Source organism: Candidatus Villigracilis saccharophilus, from assembly GCF_016711665.1.
The window spans coordinates 65763-87413 of sequence record NZ_JADJSO010000020.1 but is presented as its reverse complement, the minus strand read 5'-3'; the positions used below and the strand labels follow the sequence as shown (position 1 = coordinate 87413).

18 protein-coding genes and 2 pseudogenes are annotated in these 21651 nt (G+C 51.8%); 1 reads left to right on the top strand and 19 read right to left on the bottom strand.

Going from position 1 to position 21651, the window contains the following annotated elements:
* Positions 1-10 precede the first annotated feature (10 nt).
* The 15 genes and pseudogenes from IPL17_RS08535 to IPL17_RS08465 all read right to left on the bottom strand — a co-directional run bounded on the left by IPL17_RS08535 (position 11) and on the right by IPL17_RS08465 (position 18983).
* Complete coding sequence (locus tag IPL17_RS08535) at positions 11-8521, bottom strand: glucoamylase family protein (protein WP_345306658.1); 8511 nt, start codon at positions 8519-8521, stop codon at positions 11-13.
* 3 nt (positions 8522-8524) lie between these two features.
* Positions 8525-9496, bottom strand: a complete 972-nt coding sequence (locus tag IPL17_RS08530; protein ID WP_345306657.1) for a universal stress protein — start codon at positions 9494-9496, stop codon at positions 8525-8527.
* A gap of 407 nt (positions 9497-9903) precedes the next feature.
* Positions 9904-11040, bottom strand: coding sequence for an ACR3 family arsenite efflux transporter (gene arsB / locus IPL17_RS08525; protein WP_345306656.1), 1137 nt, complete (start codon positions 11038-11040; stop codon positions 9904-9906).
* A 24-nt stretch (positions 11041-11064) separates the two neighbouring features.
* Complete coding sequence (locus IPL17_RS08520; protein ID WP_345306655.1) at positions 11065-11463, bottom strand: arsenate reductase ArsC; 399 nt, start codon at positions 11461-11463, stop codon at positions 11065-11067.
* An 81-nt stretch (positions 11464-11544) separates the two neighbouring features.
* On the bottom strand, positions 11545-12168 hold the full coding sequence (locus IPL17_RS08515) for an SPASM domain-containing protein (protein WP_345306654.1): 624 nt from the start codon (positions 12166-12168) through the stop codon (positions 11545-11547).
* 11 nt (positions 12169-12179) lie between these two features.
* Entirely contained in the window at positions 12180-12551 is a 372-nt protein-coding gene (locus tag IPL17_RS08510; RefSeq protein WP_345306653.1) for a radical SAM protein, read from the bottom strand.
* Positions 12505-12798, bottom strand: coding sequence for an AbrB/MazE/SpoVT family DNA-binding domain-containing protein (locus IPL17_RS08505; RefSeq protein ID WP_345306652.1), 294 nt, complete (start codon positions 12796-12798; stop codon positions 12505-12507). The genes IPL17_RS08510 and IPL17_RS08505 overlap by 47 nt, the downstream gene beginning before the upstream one ends.
* A gap of 30 nt (positions 12799-12828) precedes the next feature.
* Positions 12829-13041, bottom strand: coding sequence for a thioredoxin family protein (locus tag IPL17_RS08500; RefSeq protein ID WP_345306672.1), 213 nt, complete (start codon positions 13039-13041; stop codon positions 12829-12831).
* Between the two features lie 65 nt (positions 13042-13106).
* A pseudogene (locus IPL17_RS08495) lies at positions 13107-14142 on the bottom strand (permease); the annotation flags it as partial.
* A gap of 3 nt (positions 14143-14145) precedes the next feature.
* A complete protein-coding gene (locus IPL17_RS08490) occupies positions 14146-14547 on the bottom strand; it encodes a metalloregulator ArsR/SmtB family transcription factor (protein ID WP_345306651.1) in 402 nt (133 codons plus the stop codon).
* A 237-nt stretch (positions 14548-14784) separates the two neighbouring features.
* Positions 14785-15756: a BadF/BadG/BcrA/BcrD ATPase family protein gene (locus IPL17_RS08485; RefSeq protein WP_345306650.1), complete on the bottom strand. Its 972-nt coding sequence runs from the start codon at positions 15754-15756 to the stop codon at positions 14785-14787.
* A 71-nt stretch (positions 15757-15827) separates the two neighbouring features.
* The gene (locus IPL17_RS08480) at positions 15828-16718 is read right to left on the bottom strand and encodes a polysaccharide deacetylase family protein (RefSeq protein ID WP_345306649.1); all 891 of its coding nucleotides are present in this window, start codon (positions 16716-16718) and stop codon (positions 15828-15830) included.
* Positions 16719-16835: 117 nt separating this feature from the next.
* Complete coding sequence (locus tag IPL17_RS08475) at positions 16836-18158, bottom strand: GH1 family beta-glucosidase (RefSeq protein WP_345306648.1); 1323 nt, start codon at positions 18156-18158, stop codon at positions 16836-16838.
* A gap of 258 nt (positions 18159-18416) precedes the next feature.
* Positions 18417-18566, bottom strand: coding sequence for a hypothetical protein (locus IPL17_RS08470; RefSeq protein ID WP_345306647.1), 150 nt, complete (start codon positions 18564-18566; stop codon positions 18417-18419).
* A gap of 198 nt (positions 18567-18764) precedes the next feature.
* Positions 18765-18983 carry a hypothetical protein gene (locus IPL17_RS08465; RefSeq protein WP_345306646.1) on the bottom strand — a complete coding sequence of 73 codons (219 nt, stop codon included), beginning with the start codon at positions 18981-18983 and terminating at the stop codon, positions 18765-18767.
* On the opposite strand from IPL17_RS08465, the gene IPL17_RS08460 reads away from it, so the two are divergent.
* Positions 18982-19137, top strand: a complete 156-nt coding sequence (locus tag IPL17_RS08460; protein ID WP_345306645.1) for a hypothetical protein — start codon at positions 18982-18984, stop codon at positions 19135-19137. The genes IPL17_RS08465 and IPL17_RS08460 overlap by 2 nt on opposite strands.
* Before the next feature lie 579 nt (positions 19138-19716).
* Here IPL17_RS08460 and IPL17_RS08455 read toward each other — a convergent pair.
* The 4 genes and pseudogenes from IPL17_RS08455 to IPL17_RS08440 all read right to left on the bottom strand — a co-directional run bounded on the left by IPL17_RS08455 (position 19717) and on the right by IPL17_RS08440 (position 21642).
* Positions 19717-20040: an ECF transporter S component gene (locus IPL17_RS08455; protein WP_345306644.1), complete on the bottom strand. Its 324-nt coding sequence runs from the start codon at positions 20038-20040 to the stop codon at positions 19717-19719.
* On the bottom strand, positions 20001-20225 hold the full coding sequence (locus IPL17_RS08450; RefSeq protein WP_345306643.1) for a hypothetical protein: 225 nt from the start codon (positions 20223-20225) through the stop codon (positions 20001-20003). The genes IPL17_RS08455 and IPL17_RS08450 overlap by 40 nt, the downstream gene beginning before the upstream one ends.
* A gap of 64 nt (positions 20226-20289) precedes the next feature.
* Positions 20290-20595, bottom strand: coding sequence for a monomethylamine:corrinoid methyltransferase (locus IPL17_RS08445; protein WP_345306642.1), 306 nt, complete (start codon positions 20593-20595; stop codon positions 20290-20292).
* Positions 20592-21642 (bottom strand): annotated as a pseudogene (locus IPL17_RS08440) (monomethylamine:corrinoid methyltransferase). Before IPL17_RS08440 ends, IPL17_RS08445 begins: the two are co-directional and overlap by 4 nt.
* Positions 21643-21651 lie beyond the last annotated feature (9 nt).

The window sequence follows — 21651 nt, the reverse complement described above, 5'->3', positions numbered from 1 at the left end:
GGCAACAAATTCATCCGATCGCCAGACGAACTTCATGCGTCTGGCCGTCGTCCACCAGCGGGATCAAAGCATCCGAGATTAACTTGCCATCCAGCGAGACCAGTTTGACGCCGCGATTAACAGCATTCGGATTCTCCACGCTGATCTTGTAATGCGTATTACCAAAGCGATAATCCGCTTTGAAACCCGGCCAATCGCGCGGGATGCACGGGTTGATATTGAGCGCATTTCCGACTCGCGTAATTCCAAGGATGGCTTCGACGCCTAGACGATACATCCAGGCGGAAGAACCCGTGTACCAGGTCCAGCCGCCGCGGCCGGTGTGCGGAGGGACGCTGTAGATATCAGCAGCGATCACGTAAGGCTCCACTTTGTAACGAACAACTTTCTCGGGCGTATCCGCGTGGTGGATGGGATTCAACATATGGAAGAGCTGCGTGGCGCGGTCTCCCTGCCCGAGTTTTGCAAACGCCCAGGCAGTCCAAATGGCGGCGTGCGTATATTGCCCGCCGTTCTCGCGCACCCCCGGCAAATAGCCTTTGATGTAACCGGGGTCATGCATCGACTTATCGAAGGGCGGAGTAAAGAGCAGGATCATCTGCTCGGCTTGTTTGACCAGTTTGCCATTCACAGATTCCATTGCCTGTGATGCGCGTGACGAATCCGCCGCACCCGACAAGACCGCCCACGATTGCGCGATCGAATCGATCTGACATTCAATATTTTCATGCGACCCCAGGCGCGAGCCGTCATCATAGTAAGCACGCAGATACCATTCGCCGTCCCATGCTTGAGTCTCAATGGATCGAGATAACTTCGCGGCTTGTTCAAGGAAAGGCGCAGGATCGTCATTCATCAATACCATCAATGATGCAAACCGTTGAAGCGTGGCGTGCAGGAACCAGCCAAGCCAGACACTCTCACCGCGTCCCGCCATGCCGACGCGGTTCATGCCATCGTTCCAATCGCCGCCGCCCATTAAAGGCAGGCCATGCGCGCCGGATGTATTCCCTTTTTCGAGCGCGCGCCGGCAGTGCTGGTAAAGCGTCGCCAGATCGCTCGTTGATTCGTACTGCGTATATCGTTCCGCCTCATTTGGTTTGAGCGGGTCACCATTTAGGAATGGAATTTTCTCGCTCAAAATAGATTCGTCGCCGGTGGCGGAAACATACTCCGCGGTGACATACGGCAGCCAGAGCAGGTCATCTGAAAAGCGCGTGCGTACTCCGCGCCCGGCCGGTGGATTCCACCAATGCAGGACATCGCCCTCCTCGAATTGATGCCGCGCCGCTTCCAAAATTTGCGCGCGCGCAAGGTCAGGCCGGGTATGTAAAAGCGCCATCACATCCTGCAGCTGGTCGCGGAATCCAAACGCTCCGCTCGATTGATACAGCGCAGTGCGCCCCCATAAACGACAGGCCATGGTTTGATACATCAGCCAGCGATTAAGCATTAGGTTCATGCCCGCATCAGGAGTTTCGACCACGATGGCATTCAGGATGTCATCCCATTGACGTTGAACGGACTCCCAGATCGCCTCCACCCCCGCCCCGGCTTGGATCTGTCCGATCAGCGCCAGACTCTCGGCCCGATCCTTGCCCTCCCCGATCAGGAAAAAGACTTCTTCCATCGCACCGGGCGCGAGGTCCACATGCAGTTGAATGACTGCGCATGGGTCAACGCCGGCGTTGACCGAGCTGTCCAATCCAATGCGTCCGAGCGCTGCGGGAGCGCGCATACTTCCCATGCGCCCCAAAAATTCCGTGCGGTCGGTGGTGATATTATGCGGCTTTTTATTGGACGCCAGAAATGCCACGCGTTCGCCAAACTCGCTGTTGAAATGATTAACGGCAAGCAGGGCATTTTCATCCGCGACAAACTCCGGCATGATGTGGGCTTGATTCGTGTCCCGAGTTGTGCCGAGTACCCACTCCGCGTAATAAGTGACCGTAACGCGCCGTGGACGGTCCCACAGATTTTGCAAACGCAGCTGCACAATTTTGACCGACGCATCCGGCGCGGCGAACACCCGCATGTTTTGATTAAGCCCGTGACTCTGACTCTCGAAGATCGAATAGCCCGCCCCATGCCGGATCACATGCGTGGTATCTGCACCGGCGGGCATGGGGGTGGGCGACCAGACCAGCCCAGTCTCTTCATCGCGTATGTAAAGCGCTTCGCCGGGCATATCTGTTACCGCGTCATTGCGCCAGGGAGTCAATCGATTCTCACCGCTATTCTCTGCCCAGGTACTGCCCAAGCCTGATTCGGAAACCAGAAAACCGAATTGCGGATTTGCGATCACATTTACCCATGGTTGCGGTGTGCGCTGTCCAGGCTTGAGATGGATGACGTACTCTTTGCCATCAGGGCTGAATCCGCCGAGACCGTTACCTATTTGCAAGCCATCCGGCAGGGCAAGTGAAACTGTCGGCTCAGGATCAAGCATCGCGGGGAGTGAAGCGGTGAACTGCGGCAGCCGCGTAGATTGAACGGTTAAACGCAGAGCGTGGTCAGCCAGTGTCCCGCCCTTTTCATCCAAAATAACGCCCGCCACAGTTTCAAATAAAATCTTATCGGCTTGTCCGAGCTGATCGGTACGCTGCACAAAGATCCCATCGCGTTGATTCAACGAAGCCTCCGCGCCCATGCGGCGGATCTGACGAAGGATGGCATTGTGCAGGTCAAGGGCGTAGCCTGTATCCTGGTCGTTCAGGATGATCAAATTGATCGTGACATGATGACTGCGCCAGTAGCTGAAAGCTTGCAAGGCTTCACGCAGCAAGGGCGATTCGCCGTCGCGGACACGCACCATTAAGATTGGGAAGTCGCCCGAGATACCAAATGCCCATAAACCGGATTGTCCCTTTTGGTTTTGAGCGAGAATATGCGGCGCAGCGCGCAGGGTTCCCGTCGGATAAAGCAATGCAGATAAGAGACGCTGAATATTTTCAACCGCAGAGGCGTTCAAGCCAAGTTCGAGCAATTCACGGTCACTGCGGGCGCGCGCGTCATCAAAGGCGCGGTGAATGGATTGCCCGCTGCGGTAACGGGATAATTTCTCCAGAGCTTCGGCGCGCGTGGGAGCGGCCAGTGTTAGAAATGTGACCCGCGTTTTTGCGTGCGGCTGCAGGTCAATTTTTTGCGCCAGTGAAAAGATCGGGTCAAGGGTTCCGCCGGTAGTGCCTGAAAGACGGCCATTGGATTTTTTCAGTGCCTGTGGAGTGTGCATGGTCTGTGACCTGCCCAGGAATTTGGCGCGGTCACTTTCATATTCGCCAGTCACTTTGCGCCCGGCCTCGATGACCATGGCATGGATCAGCACAACATTTTTTTCATCCGCGGAGCGTGGGCGGCGCTGGAACAAAAGCGCATTCTCATTGGGCAGGTATTCGCTCTCGATAAAAAGTTTATTGAAGGCTGGGTGACGGCGATCCGCAGCCTGCGCCGCCAGCACCACCTCACCGTAACTGGTCAGCTTCAAACGGCGTGGAGAATTGCTGTCATTCAAAATATTCACGCGGCGGATCTCGACACCGTCGGTACTGATCGTGACGCCGGTACGCAAAGAAATGCCTTGATCCCAACGCTGGAATTCAACCTTATGCGGGTAAAACATGACTTCCTGCTGTTCCGGCGCGCATCCAATGGGTTGATTGGTCGTTGACCAGAGCGCTCCGCTCTCGCGGTCCTGCAAATAGATCCACGTGCCCCACTGGTCGAGTGTCGCGTCGGCGTGCCAGCGGGTCAATGCGAATTCGTGCCATTGACTGTAGCCGCTGCCGGCGTTGGTGATCAGCACACTGGATTCACCTTGGGAAAGTACATGCACCAGCGGCATGGGACTGTCCACTGGGACTCGCCACGGCTCACTGCTGACGAGCCGAATCCCCTCCGGCAGATCCGACGGATCATCGGGATGCGGGTATTCGATCGGCGGGTTCTGCGGAATTTTTTCCTGAAGCAGAAGTTCCACACTTTGAATATGTTCATCCGCGTGGAAGCGCCGCACCATGACATCATTTGATAAATAATTGCAGGCCGCCACCAGGATCATGCCCTGATGATGCGCCATGTAGGATCTCACAATGGCATAGGCCTGCCCGTCTGATTGGCGAGTCTTTGTATAATCGAGCGCCTCATAAAATCCAAAACGTCCGAGCATCTTCAATTCTTCCAGATGCTTCATATTCTTGAGCACGGTCTGCGGCTGTAATGAAAGTCCTAGCAGGGAAGCGTACGGGGTGATCACCAGATCATCGGGCAAATCGCGTTTGTATCCCAGGTCCGGAACTCCAAACGCCTGATACTGATAGTTCTGATTTGCATCAAAAGCAAAATATCCTGATTCGGAAATGCCCCAGGGAACCTCCTTTTCCTTTCCGTAATCCACCTGCGCGTCAAGCGCAGCATAACAACTGTCTGAAAGAAATGTGCCGATATAGTTTTTCGTGAACAGGGTCGGCATTAAATATTCGAACATGGTGCCGCTCCATGAGAGCAAAACCTGCTTGCCGTTCACCTTCGTTACAGGCCGCCCGAGATGCTGCCAATGGCTGTGCGGCACATCACCTTTTGCGATCGCGATTAAGCTGGCGATCCGCGCTTCAGAGGCAAGCAGGTCATAGAAACTCGGGTCCAGTTTTTCTGTGCTGGCGTTGTAGCCAATATGGAACACCTGACGGCGCTCATCAAATAAAAAGCGAAAATCCATATTGATCAGAGCGGTGTGGGCATGATCCGCTAACTCTTGAAACCCGATCAGTAAAGGTGTCACGGTCATCCTGGCCGTTGATAGATCGTCATCCAATTTTTGACACCAATCCCGCGAAGTCTCATCCTGCATCTGCGCTTTGAAAATATTCAATGCAGATTTGATGCGCACATATAAAGCGCCTGCTTCTTTCAGCGTTGGTAATTCAAGCGGCAGGCTTTCACGAAAATCCTGCCAGGCGGGTATTTGGGACACAGGCGCATTGTCCATGCTGCTGAGCCAGGGCGCGAATAGATCCAAACTGCGCCGCATGTCCTGCAGGTGATGCTGCATCAGGTCGAGATAAAGTTGCAGATCGGTCAGGGATTCGGATTTGAGATTGGGATGACTCTCAAGCAGTTCCATCAAACGATGCGAGACTCTTTCCCAGCCCTCGCCTGAGAGCCAGACGAGGGTCATCATCCACGTTGATGGCTGGTTCTGGATGGCGCTGACGCGCTCATAAATACTGGTCAATTCAACTTCGAAAGATTCTATGGATGCGTGCGGATTATTTTTTTCCAGCGCCTGTAACGCCTCTGCCAGAATATCCAGGATCACGAGCAGTCCATGCCAGCGTTTGTTGTCCATCAAAGAAGCATCAGGCAGGGTAAGGCAGCCCTGCTTAAGCGTGATCAGGCACGCCGCCAAATTACCGCTATCTACTGTGGAAATGTAGCGGGGCGGCAGCGCTGTCAGTGTTTGTGAGTCGTACCAGTTTAGAAGATGACCGCGATAATGCTCCAGCTTGTCCATGTTTTCAAACGTCGAGCGCAAACGAACTGCCAGTTCAAAAAGTCCCATGTAGCCCAGGTCGTATGCGGATAAAGTTGAAACCAATAACAGACCAATATTGGTCGGCGTGGTGTAATGCGCCACACTTCCGCGCGGAGTTTCTTGAAAATGATCGGGGGGCAGCCAATGATCATTGGGGCCGGCGAACTGTTCAAAGAAAGCCCAGGTGCGGCGCGCCAAACGCAGAACTTGTCTGCGTTGAGGTTCAGAGAGCGGAGTGGTGGTATGTGTCACAGGCCGGCTGATCATGGTCGCGATCTGTGGAGCCAAAAGCCAGACGATCAGAAATGGCAGCGCCACCCACAGGGCGCTTGGATTGAAAATAGCAATGGTTGTCCCTAAAAGAATGGTGAATACCAATGACCAGGTCATTTCCCGCCATGTTTCGTAATGCGCGTTCGATCCAAACGCGCGGGCTGTGTTCGCGGCTGTTGTCCACTGCAGTAGATTCTTACGGGCAATGAGCAGACGGATTAAGGTGGTAGAGATCGCTCCCAGCATAAGCAGTGCTTCGTATGGCAGGAAAAATATGGCAAACGACCAGCGCGCAAGCGGCAGTTGCATCGATTTTAGAAATTGTTTGAGCGGCAGTCTTCTTCGCAGGCTGTATTTGGCATCCTGATAGGTCTGTGCCGCGATGGGCATTACAGAAGGCAGCAACACCAGCAACGTCCAGACCAGGGGTGAGCCGGGCAGGAAAAGCCAGCCTGCCGCGAACAGTGCCAGCAGGGTTGGCGGTAACAGACTGCGCCTTAGATTGTCGAAAACCTTCCAGATATTGATTAAAGATAAACGATTTGCACCTACGCCTTTTTCTGTATGGACGATCGGAAACAGCCAGGGCAGTAATTGCCAATCGCCGCGAATCCAACGGCGCAGCCGGCGGGCATACACCATATAACGCCAGGGGTATTCTTCATATAAGGTGATATCCGTCACCAATGCCGCCCGTCCATAAATGCCTTCAAACAGGTCATGGCTGAGCAAAGTATTCTGACGAACCTGTCCAGCCAGACTGCGCTCGAAAGCCGCTACATCATAGATACCCTTGCCAACATAACTCCCTTCGCCGAACAGATCCTGATAGACATCCGAGACGGCGAAGGAGTACAGGTCAAACCCGGAGTTTCCCGCAAATATCTGCGAAAACAGCGAACGGTTTGCGCTGGTGGGTTTGATGGCAACCCGCGGCTGCAGCACGGTGTAGCCTGCAACGACCGAGCGTCCATCTGCGGCGAATTCGGCATGGTTTAGCGGATGCGCCAGCGTGGCGATCAGTCGGTTCGCGCTGCCCTGCGGCAGGGAAGTATCCGCGTCGAGCGTGATCACATATTTAATATCAGATAAAATACCCGCATCCCCAACTTGTGTCGTGTAGGCAGTTCCACCTGAATTAAGCAGCAAGCGATTGAAGTCCGCGAGTTTGCCGCGTTTGCGTTCCCAGCCCATCCAAACCCCTTCAGATGGATTCCATTGACGCTGACGATGAAATAAATAAAACGGTACTGCCTTTAAATATTTTTTGTTAAGGTTTTCAATGCCAAGGCTTGCCAATGCAAGCAGTTCTTCATCCTCCGACATGTTCTCAGCAGGGGCATCCCCGAAATCGGTCAGCAGGGCATAGGTTAAAAGTGGATCGGGATTGGACAAATAATAAAGTTCCAACTCCTGCAGGAGATGGTCAAGTTCACCAACACTTTCCAACAGAGTTGGCACAACAACCATGGTACGGTTACCAGAAGGAATACCTTCTGAAAAATCCATGCGTGGCAGGCTTTTAGGCTTAATCCGATGTGTGATGTTCCAATGCACAAGCGATATCGCCGCTTCCACTACCAATCCAGATCCAAGCAAACCGACAACGATCAGTTGGAAAGTTGAACCGCCTGAAAGGAATGCATACGTTAACAGTCCAAAAAGGAGGAGCAGGGAAAAGATGGCAATACTGCCAAGGTAAGTGAATGTTGGAAATGAGAGCAATTGATTCTGTAAACGCGCTCTTAATCCCGGCTGGTAGCTGATCCTGTTTTCAAGCGCAGCGCGGCCTGCTCCCAGCAGATAAAAGCCCACGTGTTTTTGTCGCAGCGGAGTTTTATCCAACGCGCTGTGAGCGAATTCAATTGCCGTGAATGCGATCTGTTTTTCGCTATAACTTGAATGACGCGCCAGTTCCTCGATGACACTGCGGTAATTATTGCGGGTGTCAAAATCCATGTCCGCATAGATCCGCGCAGGGTCATCGCGTAAAACCTGCTCCACCTGACTGGTTTGCTCAAATATATCCTTCCAGTCTGTGGCCGAAAGCAGGCGCAGGCTGAGAAAACAATTGGCGACGATCGCCTCGTTCGCCAATGTTGGGGAATCGGATTGACCGCTAGTTTCACTCAAACTCTTGGGTACATTCATGCCAGTCAATTCCGACGTGGCATGAACGAGTCGTTCCAGGATTCCGATACGCAGCATGATCGGCAGAGCCCAGAGTTCACCGATCGTCAGCGGTGTGACTTGTTGGTAGTCCAGCATAAAAACAGCAGTTTGATTTAGATCAAGCTGGCTTTGGCTGTATTCGATCCATTCACGCGCCAGTGCAAAAATACGAGGGAATCCTTGCAGGGATGTTCCACTCAATTTCGGCAGCTCGTTAAGAAAACTAACAGGCAAATCCTCTTCGATGAGGCGCAGGGATTGTTTGACGAGATAAAAATTGTCCAGCATCCATTCGCCCGCATGTGAAACCGGAAGGTCATTTGCAGGCACCGATTTGAAAAGTGTATTGGCGTTTTGCAAGGCAAGATCACAACTCTTCAAATATTCCAACAAGTCCGTACCTTTGGAACGTGACGCTGCTGCATCCAGGGCATGACTTGTGGTCACACCCTGTGCTTTTGCCAACTGGTGGGCTAATTCTCTGAGTCGATTGTCGGCGTCTGGGTTAATTGATTCGGATGGAATAGCCTGCGGGGAAATTTGCATAAGTTAACGTTCTGCGCGATCGCTGGATTGCGTGTCAGAAGATGCCAGGTCTAGTTTGGCGGGTAAGTCCTGTACGATCAAGAGAGGTACTTTGCCATATTGGACGAAGTTGTTCACCATACTGCCATAAGGCCATTGATGGATCCCCGAATACCCGTGCGCGCTCAGCGCAACCATGTCAATATTTTCCTGTTCTACAAGTTGATGCAAGGCAACGGCTGTATTGTCACTGGTGATCAGATGAATTTGAATGGTGAGGCCTTCCAGGAAGGAGCGCGATTTCAACTGTTCGAGATAACGCCCTGCTTCCTCTTGATTTCGCGAAACAATGCGGTTTGATAAATCAACATCTTCGCGTGTCGGCGGCATTTGGCGCGCCATTTCCGGGGTTTGTATGATCTGCACAAGATGGATCTGGGATCTATGAAACTGCGCCAGTTGCGTGACGATCGGCAAAACATTTTCCGCGCGCTGCGAGCCATCCAATGGAACCAGGATGCGCTTATACAACAGTTTTTCTGATAATTCGTCAGAGTGGATCCCATCTTGATGTGCCCGAACAATGAGCAATGAGGTTTGTGCGCTCATGATGATCTTTTGTGTAATACTGCTGATTCCCCAACGGGTCAAACCATTCCGCCCGTGACTGCTCAACACGATCAGCTTAATCCCATGACTGTGGGCGTATTCTGTGATCCCGTCTGCGACCAATCCCTCAATGACAGCAGTCTGCGCTCGAGTCTTTTCTCGTTGAAACCGCGCTTTAATTTTTTCCAGATAGAGGGTTGCCCGTGTTTTGTTGATCTGCCAGTTAACCAGATCGAATAATTGCGCAGACGTGCCTGCTTGAGTCTTTTCCAACATGCGAAGCAGCGTAACCTCTGAGTCAAAAGAACGGGCTATGGCTATAACATGCGGTAAAACGCAGTCAGCCAGTTGGGAACCGTCCAATGGGACGAGAATAGTATTGAACATAGGTCATCCCTTCGATTCTTTCATAGTGCCAAACACATTCAGCTTAAGGCTTTACATCCTTAAGCAAGTGCGCCATGGCTGATATTAATAATGTGATTGGGGTATGGGAGGGGTCATCTCGCGTATGCGAGTGAAATTACAGGGGGCCGCGGAATGTTACTATACGAGGGTTTTGTAACGCACCTGGCAGAAATGAGTCTTCCAACCGTAAGCGGTATAGCTTACTAAAATTAGTATACACTAGTTTGTAGTTGTTGAAGACTTGAATACTGAAACATGTGGGTATATGAGCGGGAAGCGGCCGCATTGTTGAGGATTTTATTGATACTCTGCGAATCACTAATCGGCAGGCATGTGGAATTTCATTAAGCACCCTGAAGGCTATTTCAACCTTCAGGGTGCTTATTTTATTTTACGAGTTTCTGGTCTGGCGGGCAGGCTTCTGCCGCAGCGGCAAGCATTGTCGGGTTGGATGAAATCGATCCGCCGTAATATTTTTTCTGGAAAAAGAACGCCACGTTCACCAGTCCGATCATCACTGGTACTTCCACCAACGGACCAATCACCGCCGCGAACGCCGCGCCGCTGTTTATACCGAAGACCGCCACCGCCACAGCGATCGCCAGTTCAAAGTTATTGCTGGCAGCCGTGAACGACAGTGTTGTGGTCTGCGCATAATTCGCACCCAGACGGCGTCCCATCCAGAATGAAACCAGGAACATGACCACGAAATAGATCAGAAGCGGGATGGCGATCCGTACTACATCCATTGGGATTTGCACGATCAAATTGCCCTTGAGGGAGAACATCACCACGATCGTGAACAGCAGGGCGATCAGGGTCAGCGGACTGACTCTGGGAATGAATTCCTTTTGATACCACTCCTTGCCCTTCATCCGCACCAATACGAAGCGGGTCAGGAAACCAGCGAGAAATGGGATGCCCAGGTAAATGAAGACACTCTGGGCGATCTGTCCCATCGTGATATTCACCACCACGCCAGTCAAGCCAAACCAGGTGGGCAAAACCGTTAGAAAGATATAGGCATATACGCTATAGAACAACACTTGAAAAATACTGTTGAACGCCACAAGTCCAGCGGCATATTCGGTATCGCCGCGCGCCAGTTCATTCCATACGATCACCATTGCAATACAGCGCGCCAAACCGATCATGATCAGACCTGCAATGTAGTCAGGATAGCCGCGCAGGAAAATGACGGCCAGAGCAAACATTAAGATCGGACCAATGATCCAGTTCTGGATGAGAGAGAGCGTCAACACTTTTTTATTGCGGAAAACATCGCCCAATTCCTCGTACTTTACTTTGGTAAAGGGCGGGTACATCATCAAGACCAGCCCGATCGCAATCGGGATATTGGTTGTCCCCACCGAGACTGCGCTATTGAAAGTCTGGACTCCGTCGGGAAACAGGAAGCCAATTCCCACGCCAACCGCCATCGCCAGGAAAATCCACAATGTCAGGTAGCGGTCAAGGAACGACAGCTTTTTACTCAGGCTTTGTATTGCTGTAGCTTCAGACATAAAGAACCTCCAGATTAAAAATTATTACCCAATCTGCTTGAGCAGTTTGGTGATTTCAATTTCGATGTCATCGCGCACCTTGCGAAAATCATCCATGGTATCGGTGAGGGCAGGGTCAGGGAAACTATGGTGAACGCGCTTTCCTTTTCCAAGCCAAATGGGACATTCTTCAGCCGCCGAATCGCAAACAGTCACGATGAGGTCAAAGTCCACGCCTTGAAATTCGTCTGCGCGCTTCGAACTACCCGTGTGCTGGATCCCGATCTCTGATAGAGCTGCCAGCGCCTTTTCATGGACGTAGCCCGCAGGCTTTGTCCCTGCGCTGACGGCATGCCAACTCTCACCCATCCGCGCATTGATGATCGCCTCCGCCATTTGGGAACGGCAGGAATTCCCTGTGCATAAAAATAAAACCTTTTTCATGGTCACCTCCGTAAAATATTTCTAAAGTTTTATCACACCCATAAAATGTTAATTGTTATCGTCTTGTTAAGAAGATGAATACTACGGGCAGCGGATCAACCCGCGCGCCCATAGGCAGCCGCCGCATGCCGGCTGGGTATGGCCAAAGCAATCTTCCATATTTTCATTCGCCATTTCACAGCTGTTACAAAATGCGCAGGGTGAAAAATCAAAATCCTGTATTCGCTTTCTCAAGTCTTTGTAATCGCCGTTATTCCATATATGCAGCAGGTCTGTCTCTTGAATATCGCCGACAAAATATTCTTTCGATGTGCGTACCCGCTCATCCAGAAAATGCGTGTGCGTGTAAAGTAATGGCAGGCACGGACTCACTTTGCCATCCCAGCGAACTGCCAGACTTCCACGCTCAACAAAAGGACATTGGTCTGTATTTTGGTTCAAGAGACTGCCAGAGAGTTCGAGCCGGTTCATGTCTTTCTGCACATCTGACAAGGCTTTGATCGTCTGCGGTTGAATGTTCATCAGCGGCATGTGAACCAAAGGTCTGATCTCCTGCCCCACCACCATGCTCATGGAACGCATGTATAAATTTTCATGGAGCAGTTCGGTATTATGTGCCAGCACGTTGCTGATGGAGAATTCCACTGCGCCGAGTCTGCTCCCCAATCGAACCACGGCACCGAGGTCATGGATGTTGCGCTTCATGGCGACGAAGGCTATCCCAAGCTTCGGATTCCCCGCCCAATTGGAAGCGCCAAGGTCTGATACCTTTGCAATTGGAGCTGCTTCAGGTTTTCGATAACAGTCGGCAGGGCATCTCCCAAGCGGACATCGACATAACACTCCGGCGAAGCACCGTCCACTGAAACCCAAAGCATATCCAGCTTGAGGTCGATCAATTTGTGGATGACTTGCTCAGTTAATAGCATCCCGTTGCTAATTAACGACACACGGTGCCCAAGCCCTTTGGCTTGCTCTATCATTTCCAGAATATGGGGGTGAGAAAGCGGTTCGCCATAGCCGCCCAGGAATAATTCAGGTTTATTCGGCTGGTTTGAAAGCCCAAAGGATGTGCCTAAAAGTTTCATCCGACATGCGCCCATATTTCACATCCCAAACGTTACGCATGCAGGTACTGCAATTCAGATTGCATTTGTTGGTCACCTCCACATAAACCCGTTTGAGGCTCATGATGGAGGTGCGGATGTGCAAGCCGTGACCATTTGGCTCCACCCGTATTTCATCGCCAGGGATGATGCCCAACTCACTGGCAAGATGAGATGGCAGAACGATCCTTCCATGTTCATCGACCTGTGCGTATTGTATTTTGGCCATGCAGGCAAAGCTCCGTGTTTTGTGCAGGTCTTACGCTTTTTCCATGGCGTCAGCCAGCCAGGTCGTCACTTCGGCAGGCGTTGGGATTCGGCCTGTGGAAACGATCTTTTCATTGATGACCAGCCCGGGTGTGGACATGATGTTGTATTTCATGATCTCAGGATATTCGGTCACTTTGATGACTTCGGCTTCCAAGGTCATTTCTTGCACAACTTTATGTACGATCTGCTCCAACGTTTGCAGTTGGCACAGCCCGAGCCAAGAACTTTGATGGTTAACATGTTTACTCCTATTACAAAATGATATTGAAAAAGATAGCCCGTGAAAATGATCGCTACGGCAATGACGCCGATGAAGACGGCGATCAGCTGCGGTTTGAAGTACGCGGCGCAGGATGATCGTCTCTGGCAGGCTTAGCCCAACGACAGCCATCATGAAAGCCAGCACGGTTCCAAGGGATGCGCCTTTTTCCATCAATGCGCTCACAATGGGAATGATGCCCGCCGCATTTGAGTAAAGTGGGATGCCAAGCAAGACCGCCGCAGGGACAGACCACCAGGCTTGTTTGCCCATGATCCCAACCAGCGCACTCTCGGGCACATACCCATGAATCCCCGCCCCGACAGCGATCCCAATGACCACGTACGGCCAGACCTTGCCAACGATCTCTTTGACAGATTCCCAGGCTCGTTCAATGCGGTCGTTCCAGGTCAATTTTTCATCCAGCACCTGCCCTGCCCCGCTTTTGATCTGCCAGACGAAGTCCTCTACGTAGCGCTCCATTTTGAGTCGGCCGATCACTATGCCTGCCAGAATGGCGATGACCAACCCAGATGTGACGTAAAGTGCGGCGACTTTCCAACCGAAGAGACCGAACAACATGATGACCGCCACTTCGTTGATCGTGGGCGCGGCGATGAGAAAGGAAAACGTCACGCCGAGCGGAATACCTGATTCCACAAAGCCGATGAAGAGCGGCACGGCAGAGCAGGAACAAAAAGGCGTGACAATGCCAAGCAGGGCAGCGAATACATTCCCAACACCTTCACGTTTTCCGCCAAGCATGGCACGAGTCTTCTCGGGGCTGAAGAAGGTGCGGATGATGGAGATGGCAAAGATCATGCCCGAAAGCAGAAGCAATATCTTTGGAACGTCATAGAGGAAGAAGGCTAGGGATTCACCAAAACGTGAATCTCGCGCAAGACCGAGCGCAGAGTAGGATATCCAGTCCGCGAGAGGTTGAATGACATTGTAGGCAATAAGCCATGTCAATGTAGCGATGGCGAGTATGGGGAATAAATGTTTATTCGTATGAGGGAGTGGGGCGGGGGTAAGCGTTGTCATGGGTTATAGACTCGATGCCGGGATAAGCACAGGTACACATTGCGGGCATTCACAAGACGGATGAAATTGGGTGTTGATGAGCGTGGAAATTGATTCAGCGGAGAGTCCGCTCAGGCGGGCGGAGGCAGTGATCAGGTCTAGGTAGCTGTTATTTTTCAATCGATAGAAAATATAGCGGCCTTCACGTCTGTCTTGCAAAATATTCGCCTTGCGCAGCGCCATTAGATGTTGGGATATGTAAGCCTGACGCCAGCCAAGCGCAGTTTCGAGGTGGCAGACACAGGCTTCGCCGGCGCCGATAGCTAATAAGATGGCGATACGTTGCGGTGAAGCGATTGCGACCAGCGGGATGGCTATTTGTTCGGAAAGATGGGGGAGGGATTGTTTCTTTATATTCGTTGACATGAATATATTATAGCAACATATTCAGAAAATAGAATGTGACAATTGTCATATTATTATGCGCTGTATATTGGAACAATTCATAATTGTTCGTTGCTTCGTAATCTATTCAAAAGAAGGAGTGCGTGACATGGGCTCATCTTGCTTCAAGACACGCACACCTCATGGTTACTAGAAAAACGGAGTAACCAAACCGCTGCTTGATTACTCCGTTTTTCATTTACTTGAGAGAAGGGGGGATTATTTCACGATTTCTTTTGCCGTACGAATTATGTTTTCGCGGACGGCATAACCGTCGAAGCACGCCTGCTCCATGCCGAGGATGACCGCGCCAACAACGGGTGGGCCATCCAGCCGAATCAATTTTGCTTTGGGTAAATGTTTCATCACAATTTCGCGCATGGGATCCGTAATAATTACACCCGCGTCAAAAACGCTGCCTGATTGAATAATTTCAACTTCATCGTTTTCCATTTCTATTTGGCGCGCCACAGAGACTGCCAGCCAGCCCAACTCCTCGCCAGACCAGCGCAAAACTTCGCACGCGGCATCATCACCCTCATGCGCAGCTTTGATGACCTCAAGCGCGAGAAATGGATACAAATGATATTGCTCGCTGGATAGTCCATCCATCAAATCCAGTTCATCTATAGCGCCCACGGCTTCCATAAAGATTTTCGTCAGGGTTGTCGGCGGGATGCGTTTGATCCAGGCATAATTGACCATTTGCAATCCGCGCTGGACGATCTCGATCGCGCCGCCGTATTCACCAAAGGCTGCTCCGTTACCCACAATGCGCCCTTCTTTTCCATCCTTATTTCGTCCTCTGCAATTGTTGGACGACCCCGATGTGACATTCACGCCAATCCCACGGGTCGCGCCCGCGAGCAAACCATTGACCCCATCGTTGACAATTTCTATAGGGCAGGATAACCCCAGGGTTAAGATTGCCTGCAAATGAGCTTCTCGGTCAGATGGAAAATCGTATCCCGCTATGCCGAAGCCTGCCCCTGCGATGTGAGCAGTCTCCACTCCTGCCATTTCGATTGCAGCCCCCAATGATTCTTTCAAGACTCTCTCAAGCCCATCATAACCAACGCCTTGATGATTGCCGCCCCAAGCCTTGCCAAACCCGATACATGCGCCTGTTTCATTTACAATGAGAGCATGTGTTTTGGAGGAGCCGACATCTATTCCGAGAAAATATTTCATAAAGTCTCCACATGATTATGATGGTTTCGACATGAGCGCTTGCGCAAAGACGTCAACACCACTTCATCATTTCAATTCTTCATGGCATTTCTAATTTGGCGATACCCGATCAGCTTGATATTTTCAGATTCAATAAATTTCTTCAACTCGTCACTCATGAACGCGTTGTAATTTGCAACACGCGCAGGCCAGTCGGGACAAATGGCGCGCAGTTCGGGTGTGTCAATCGATGGATGTAAAATAAAATGTGTGATCCCAGCTGGTAATTCACTGAGTAATTTCTTTGCAAAACCTGTGTGGTCCTCAGCATGATCCAATGGCATCGCAACGATTCCTTCCAGCGTCGGAATTCCCATGGATTCCAATTGAGCCATGATCGGTTCGTATATCATCAACTCTTCGCTGCTGGCGCCCATCATCTCGATCCCTTTGGCGTTGGTACGCGGCAGCATGTTCGGCAATAGTCTGCTCGCGGCGGCTTGAATATACGATTGGATAAACAGCGAATTTAAGATCGTGCCCATATGTGAATCAACATGCGTGACGTCGATCCCAGCCGCGAGCGCTTTTTCAACTTGGGCGTTTACTTCCACGGCGACTGCCTCCGGCCTGGCGTTTTGATATACCGCTTCATGCCACTGATGGAAGTACCCATCCGCATCCATCAGCCCTGACGCCTGATCCCGTGTCGAGACAGGTCCCCAGCGATAGTTTTCCCATTCCGCGTTGAGAGTCGCGTGGACTCCCATGTCCATCTCTGGATTCTCGCGGCACATCTGCGCAGCTGCAGGAAACCACGGACAGGGAACCATCACCGCGCCCGAGGTGATCGAGCCAACTGCCCACAAATCCTTGAACGCCTGCAAAGACGCCTGACACATACCAATATCATCGGCATGGATGATGACGAGTCGATCAGCCTCGGAGTAGCCCAATTTTTTGAGAATGGGATTTGCATTCATTTGATCACCACTTCCTTTTTCATGGTTCTTGATTTATGTGACGTATCCACGACTTTCTTATTCATTGATCCTTCCATGGGGTGGAAATTCAAAATCAGGATCTGCCAAATCAATTCTTTATTCTTCAACTGAATTGGATGCGATCACCTTGCCATACCACTCGCCAGAATCTTTGATGGTACGCTTTTGAGTTTCGTAATCCACGCGGATAAGACCGAAGCGTTTAGTAAAGCCATGCCCCCATTCGAAATTATCCATTAGCGACCAGACCATGTATCCGCGTACATCCACCCCATCCTGCATGGCAAGGCGGGTTTGGATAAAATGCTGTTTCAGGTAATCGAGGCGGCGCGGGTCGTGGATCTTTCCATCGGCGCTGACTTCATCATTGAATGCCGAGCCATTTTCGGTGATATAGATCGGGGGCAATTTGTAACTGTTATTTATTTTTACAAGCATGCGTCGAAAAGCAGGCGCGCAAACCTCCCAGCCCATTTCTGTATATTCCGCACCCTGAACACGGTCAATTTTTTCTGCTGCGCTGATGACGTTGCGTGAATAGAAGTTGATGCCAACGTAATCCAATTCCTGTGAGATCAATGCCATGTCGCCATCCTGGATCTTCGGCATATTCTCACCAACCAGATCATACACAGCCAGCGGATAATGTCCTTTGAAAATTGGGTCGAGGAAAAGAGTTTCGCTGCGATCCCAGGCGGTTTCCGCGGCGGCAATATCTTCAGGAGAATCGGTTGCTGGATCAGCCATCCAAAGATTGAGAACGATACCAGCTTCAACTTTTGAGTTTACACTGCGAATGGCTTTCATGCCCAGTCCATGCGCGATCATCAGGTGATGCGCTACTTGATAGGCGATGCGTGGATCCTGATTCCCTGGAGCATGATCGCCAGTCATATTGCCGTTGAACGCAACGACACTGGGCTCGTTGAAGGTCGTCCAATATTTTACACGGTCTCCGAGGCGCTTAACCATCAGTGCGGAATAATCTGAAAATGCGTACGCGGTGTTGCGATTTTCCCAACCACCCTCTTCCTGTAGGGCTTGCGGTAAATCCCAGTGATATAGAGTCAAAAACGGTTCAATATTGGCAGCGCAGAGGGTATCCACAAGACGGTCGTAGAAATCAAGTCCTTTGGGATTGATGAGTCCGCGTCCTTTGGGCAGCACGCGCGCCCAACCGATGGAGAAGCGATAAGCCTTGAGTCCAAGTTGACGCATGAGGGCAATATCTTCTTCAAAGCGGTGATAGTGGTCGCAGGCGACATCGCCTGTCAGATGATCCTCGATTTTACCGGGCGTGTGGCTGAAGCAGTCCCAAATAGATTCGCCTTTGCCGTCTTCGTTCCACGCGCCTTCCACTTGATATGAGGCAGAGGCTGCGCCCCAAAGAAAATTATGCGGAAATTTGTAAATGGCCATGTGTTGAGCGCTCCAATATAGAGTTTATTTTTTTATCCAGTCAACTTTAGACTTCAAGGAAAGTTTTCTGGGCAAAGAAGAATGCGGAGATGGTTGGAACGGCAGGGTCTTGTTGGTTTCTAACGGAGTGGTCCCCTCGACCTTGATCCCATATTTATTAAATAGAACCTGGGTAGCCTTCTCTGTGTTCCAAAACACATTTCCCAGGCTCAAGAGCGTGGCAGGACCGTCGGACTCAAGGTGGTGGGGGGCCAGCCACTAACGGTCTTTTTCAAGTTCACGTTTAATAAATAACGCTGCCAATGGGGGCAGGCCGCCCGGGGAGGCGCGCCGCCCCCAGCCCCGAAATGTATCGGGCCGAGAGGTCGGTGAGGTCACGCCAAGGGCGCGCACCCCGGTGGCAGGCATGTGACCAAATATTTTCGCTCATGCAAAGCAAGGCCCCCACCGCCCCCCCGTGATCCACATTCAGAAACAATCTCTGGGCGGACCATCAAAGCCCCGCCATGCGTCAGATTCCTTCCAGTTGTGTCCATGCGTGCGCCCGCGTACTTCTTCAGAGTGCCGGGGATCGGACCGCAGGAATTGTCGGATGAAAAGAGGACATCATGGCCGGTCCGCATTCCACTGGGCCTTCCGAGGAGGCCCACCAGCAGTAGTGTGCTTGCCTGCTCCGTCGTAGGAAAGCAGGGCGTGTGTACCATGAACCAGTGAAGGTCTCACCAATGACAGGTCTTTTGGCAGGTGCGAAGCGCGGGCGGGGTTAAAACCCGTGTAATCGCAGTCGATCTGGTCGGGTCGGGCAGCCAAACCCAAGGGTGCCATGTTCGGTGAGACACTGCCTGCCTGGGAAGTACAGCCTTTGACAGCGGACTTGGTCCGCCTGGGCCATGAACTCATCCAGATCCTTGGTGACAAGAATGATCGTCCTGCCTTCTCCGCGCAGGCGCAGGATCAACTCGTGGTGAGTGTGGGGTAGGTGGTGGCATCCAACAGTGGGCCATCCGCGCCCAACGTGGATTGACCGCCCAGCGCAGGCTCAGGTGGTCATGCCACATACTAAGGATCTGGTCACTTGCTGGATCTGTGTGGTTGCCGCAGGTTTCCGGGCAGCCATTCATCTTCCACTTGCAGGGTCCATTGGGTCTTGAAAAAGCAGTCCGACCGAGTGTGCCATGTTTTGTACTTTGGACTCGGACACATCCTGTCCATCTACAAGTACTTTTCCCTCCAATTCTCCCCCGAGGATATGCGGAATAATTCCATTGAGCAGCATGCATAGCGTGGACTTGCCCGAGCCTGATGGTCCGACAAGCAGCGTAAATGAACCGCGTTCGATCGTGACATTGATATTGGTCAGCGCGGGGGCGGTCTTTCCGTAATGATGGTAGGTCAGGCCGCTTAGGCTGAAATGGGTCAGTGGGCGGATGTGTGGGTGTTGGGTTTGTCAATTTTTCTTTTGGAATTTGATCAATGGGTTGGAGCTTGCTCCAACTCCATTGATATAGGTAATTATTTTTTGCGGGTCGTGCGCAGCAACCCGGTCTTTTCAACCGTCTTACCAAGCCACCAGCCGAGCACCGGAGAAGATAAAACCAGATATCAGATTGATCGGTGTGGCTGTCCAATAGGCGCTGACGATCTCAGGGGTGGACCCACCGAAGAGGAAGGCAGTCAATGTGCCAATGTGAAGCGGCCCAGCCAGAAATGCCCCCAGCCAAAATTCCCTAACAACAAATGCCTGACCCTTGCGCAGGCCCTGGGTAATGCCCCAGCCAATGGTGGAAATGCCAGAGGGGTTTCCGAGCAATGCTTCCATCGTTGTCTCGATCAGGCCGATGATCAACATGCTGCCGGGCTTGCGGACAAGGAAAAATGCCAATAGGTATGCCCATGACACACCCTGAGGTGCGCCTGCGGTCCCCGGGCATTGGCGGCGTTCCAAACAATGCGTGCCCCGAGGTCAGGCGTGAAATCCGCCCGAGTTGTTTCTGCAGCGACCCATCTCGCCAGCATCCAAGCACGGCGACGATCAAAATTTACAACGATCATAAGCGGTAGAGTCATTAGGTCTTCCTCCTTGAAATTTGGTTTCTACAAAGCGTGTCCGCTCTGATATACCCGATCTGGTTTACATATTTAAACCCATCTCTTTCAATTCAGTTTTGACTTCCTCATACATCTTTTGCCAGAAGTCCAGCGGTTGTATTTTTTGCAGGTCGTAGACCTCATCGAACGGCTTGCCCGGGTTTCCGTCCTGCGTAAAGACATGTTCGTATTTTGGCAAAAGTTTGAGGACAAATTCATTGGCATCCTTCAGACCCATCTTCATATGATGTACCGCCAGGGCGACTTCCGCCATGAGGCGTGCCTCCAGCCCGGAACAGTTGGGGGCATTGCCGTCCGCGACGCAGCCTTCAAGGTGGCATCCGCTCACAGAGTTGACGATGGCATTGGCTGCGGTTTCGTGGCAGTTCCTTCGTGCCCCGGACTTGGATAAATATCCGCGACGATAACGGTTGGTGCGTGGCGGGCAAATGCTTGAGCTGTGGCATTGATCACCCAAAGCACATCGCGGGTGGAGGTCGCGATGTGGCGCATGTGAATGGGGTGCAGGATGTGATAATCGGCAAGACAGGTGATGTTCGCGATCAAATAGGAAGCGACATTGACCACCGCCGAACCGGCAGGACCGCCGCCCAATCCGCCGACAATGACGCACGGCAGGGATGCATTGACCATGCCGTATTCGAGCGAGTTGACCGCGCGCGAGATGTTGCGGTGATCCATCTTGAGTTCGTTGAGCATGGGCACAAGATGTGAATCACAAGGGCGCAGGTAATCAGGGTGCGCCGCGGCCAGGTCGCCGAGTTCAGAGACCGAGCTTTGCGCGGCCAGCATGCCCATCCCGGCACGTCCGACGCGCTTCCCTGGCGCATATATTGCAATTCGCGCCGCGTGGACACGATCTCGATCGGATTGCCTGTGCGGACTTCGCGTCCGTCCACTTCAACGAGTGTGCCGCAGGTGGCAAGGTCGATCAATGGCTCCTGCATATAAGACATGACATTTGCCTGAAAAAATCTTTCGGGTATGGGCGTCCCTGGGGAACCGCCGAAGAATAATGGAGCCCGCTCATCGTTCAGGCGGCGAGCGTACAAATTGCGTACATCTTTTCCTTCACCCATGGCCACGTTTTAGGCATGTTGCGGATGCCCATGTCAATTTCATCCTGGGAGATCTCGATCACACGCTCGGTGGTACGGCTGTAAGAGCCAAGTGTGACCGCGAGTTCATAGCCTGCGTTGAAAATAGCTTCTGACAGGGCGGCGTCATCAGTTACAAGTTCTTCTTTGTTCCATTCAAGCTTGTATTTCTTGACCAGCCGTTTGGTGGTCATTGCCACTTTTTCAAGATCCCAATTCTCTTCAGCCAGGTACGGACCCGTGTTTGCGCGGTCAAGGATTTCAAGATAATTTAACATGTTGGCTCC

Bases quoted from the DNA above. Each gene is read 5' to 3' on its own strand.
- IPL17_RS08535 (WP_345306658.1), bottom strand. From the start codon at position 8,521: ATGCAAATTTCCCCGCAGGCTATTCCATCCGAATCAATTAACCCAGAC.
- IPL17_RS08530 (WP_345306657.1), bottom strand. From the start codon at position 9,496: ATGTTCAATACTATTCTCGTCCCATTGGACGGTTCCCAACTGGCTGAC.
- arsB (WP_345306656.1), bottom strand. From the start codon at position 11,040: ATGTCTGAAGCTACAGCAATACAAAGCCTGAGTAAAAAGCTGTCGTTC.
- IPL17_RS08520 (WP_345306655.1), bottom strand. From the start codon at position 11,463: ATGAAAAAGGTTTTATTTTTATGCACAGGGAATTCCTGCCGTTCCCAA.
- IPL17_RS08515 (WP_345306654.1), bottom strand. From the start codon at position 12,168: ATGAAGCGCAACATCCATGACCTCGGTGCCGTGGTTCGATTGGGGAGC.
- IPL17_RS08510 (WP_345306653.1), bottom strand. From the start codon at position 12,551: ATGAAACTTTTAGGCACATCCTTTGGGCTTTCAAACCAGCCGAATAAA.
- IPL17_RS08505 (WP_345306652.1), bottom strand. From the start codon at position 12,798: ATGGCCAAAATACAATACGCACAGGTCGATGAACATGGAAGGATCGTT.
- IPL17_RS08490 (WP_345306651.1), bottom strand. From the start codon at position 14,547: ATGTCAACGAATATAAAGAAACAATCCCTCCCCCATCTTTCCGAACAA.
- IPL17_RS08485 (WP_345306650.1), bottom strand. From the start codon at position 15,756: ATGAAATATTTTCTCGGAATAGATGTCGGCTCCTCCAAAACACATGCT.
- IPL17_RS08480 (WP_345306649.1), bottom strand. From the start codon at position 16,718: ATGAATGCAAATCCCATTCTCAAAAAATTGGGCTACTCCGAGGCTGAT.
- IPL17_RS08475 (WP_345306648.1), bottom strand. From the start codon at position 18,158: ATGGCCATTTACAAATTTCCGCATAATTTTCTTTGGGGCGCAGCCTCT.
- IPL17_RS08470 (WP_345306647.1), bottom strand. From the start codon at position 18,566: ATGCCTGCCACCGGGGTGCGCGCCCTTGGCGTGACCTCACCGACCTCT.
- IPL17_RS08460 (WP_345306645.1), top strand. From the start codon at position 18,982: ATGTTCGGTGAGACACTGCCTGCCTGGGAAGTACAGCCTTTGACAGCG.
- IPL17_RS08465 (WP_345306646.1), bottom strand. From the start codon at position 18,983: ATGGCACCCTTGGGTTTGGCTGCCCGACCCGACCAGATCGACTGCGAT.
- IPL17_RS08450 (WP_345306643.1), bottom strand. From the start codon at position 20,225: ATGACTCTACCGCTTATGATCGTTGTAAATTTTGATCGTCGCCGTGCT.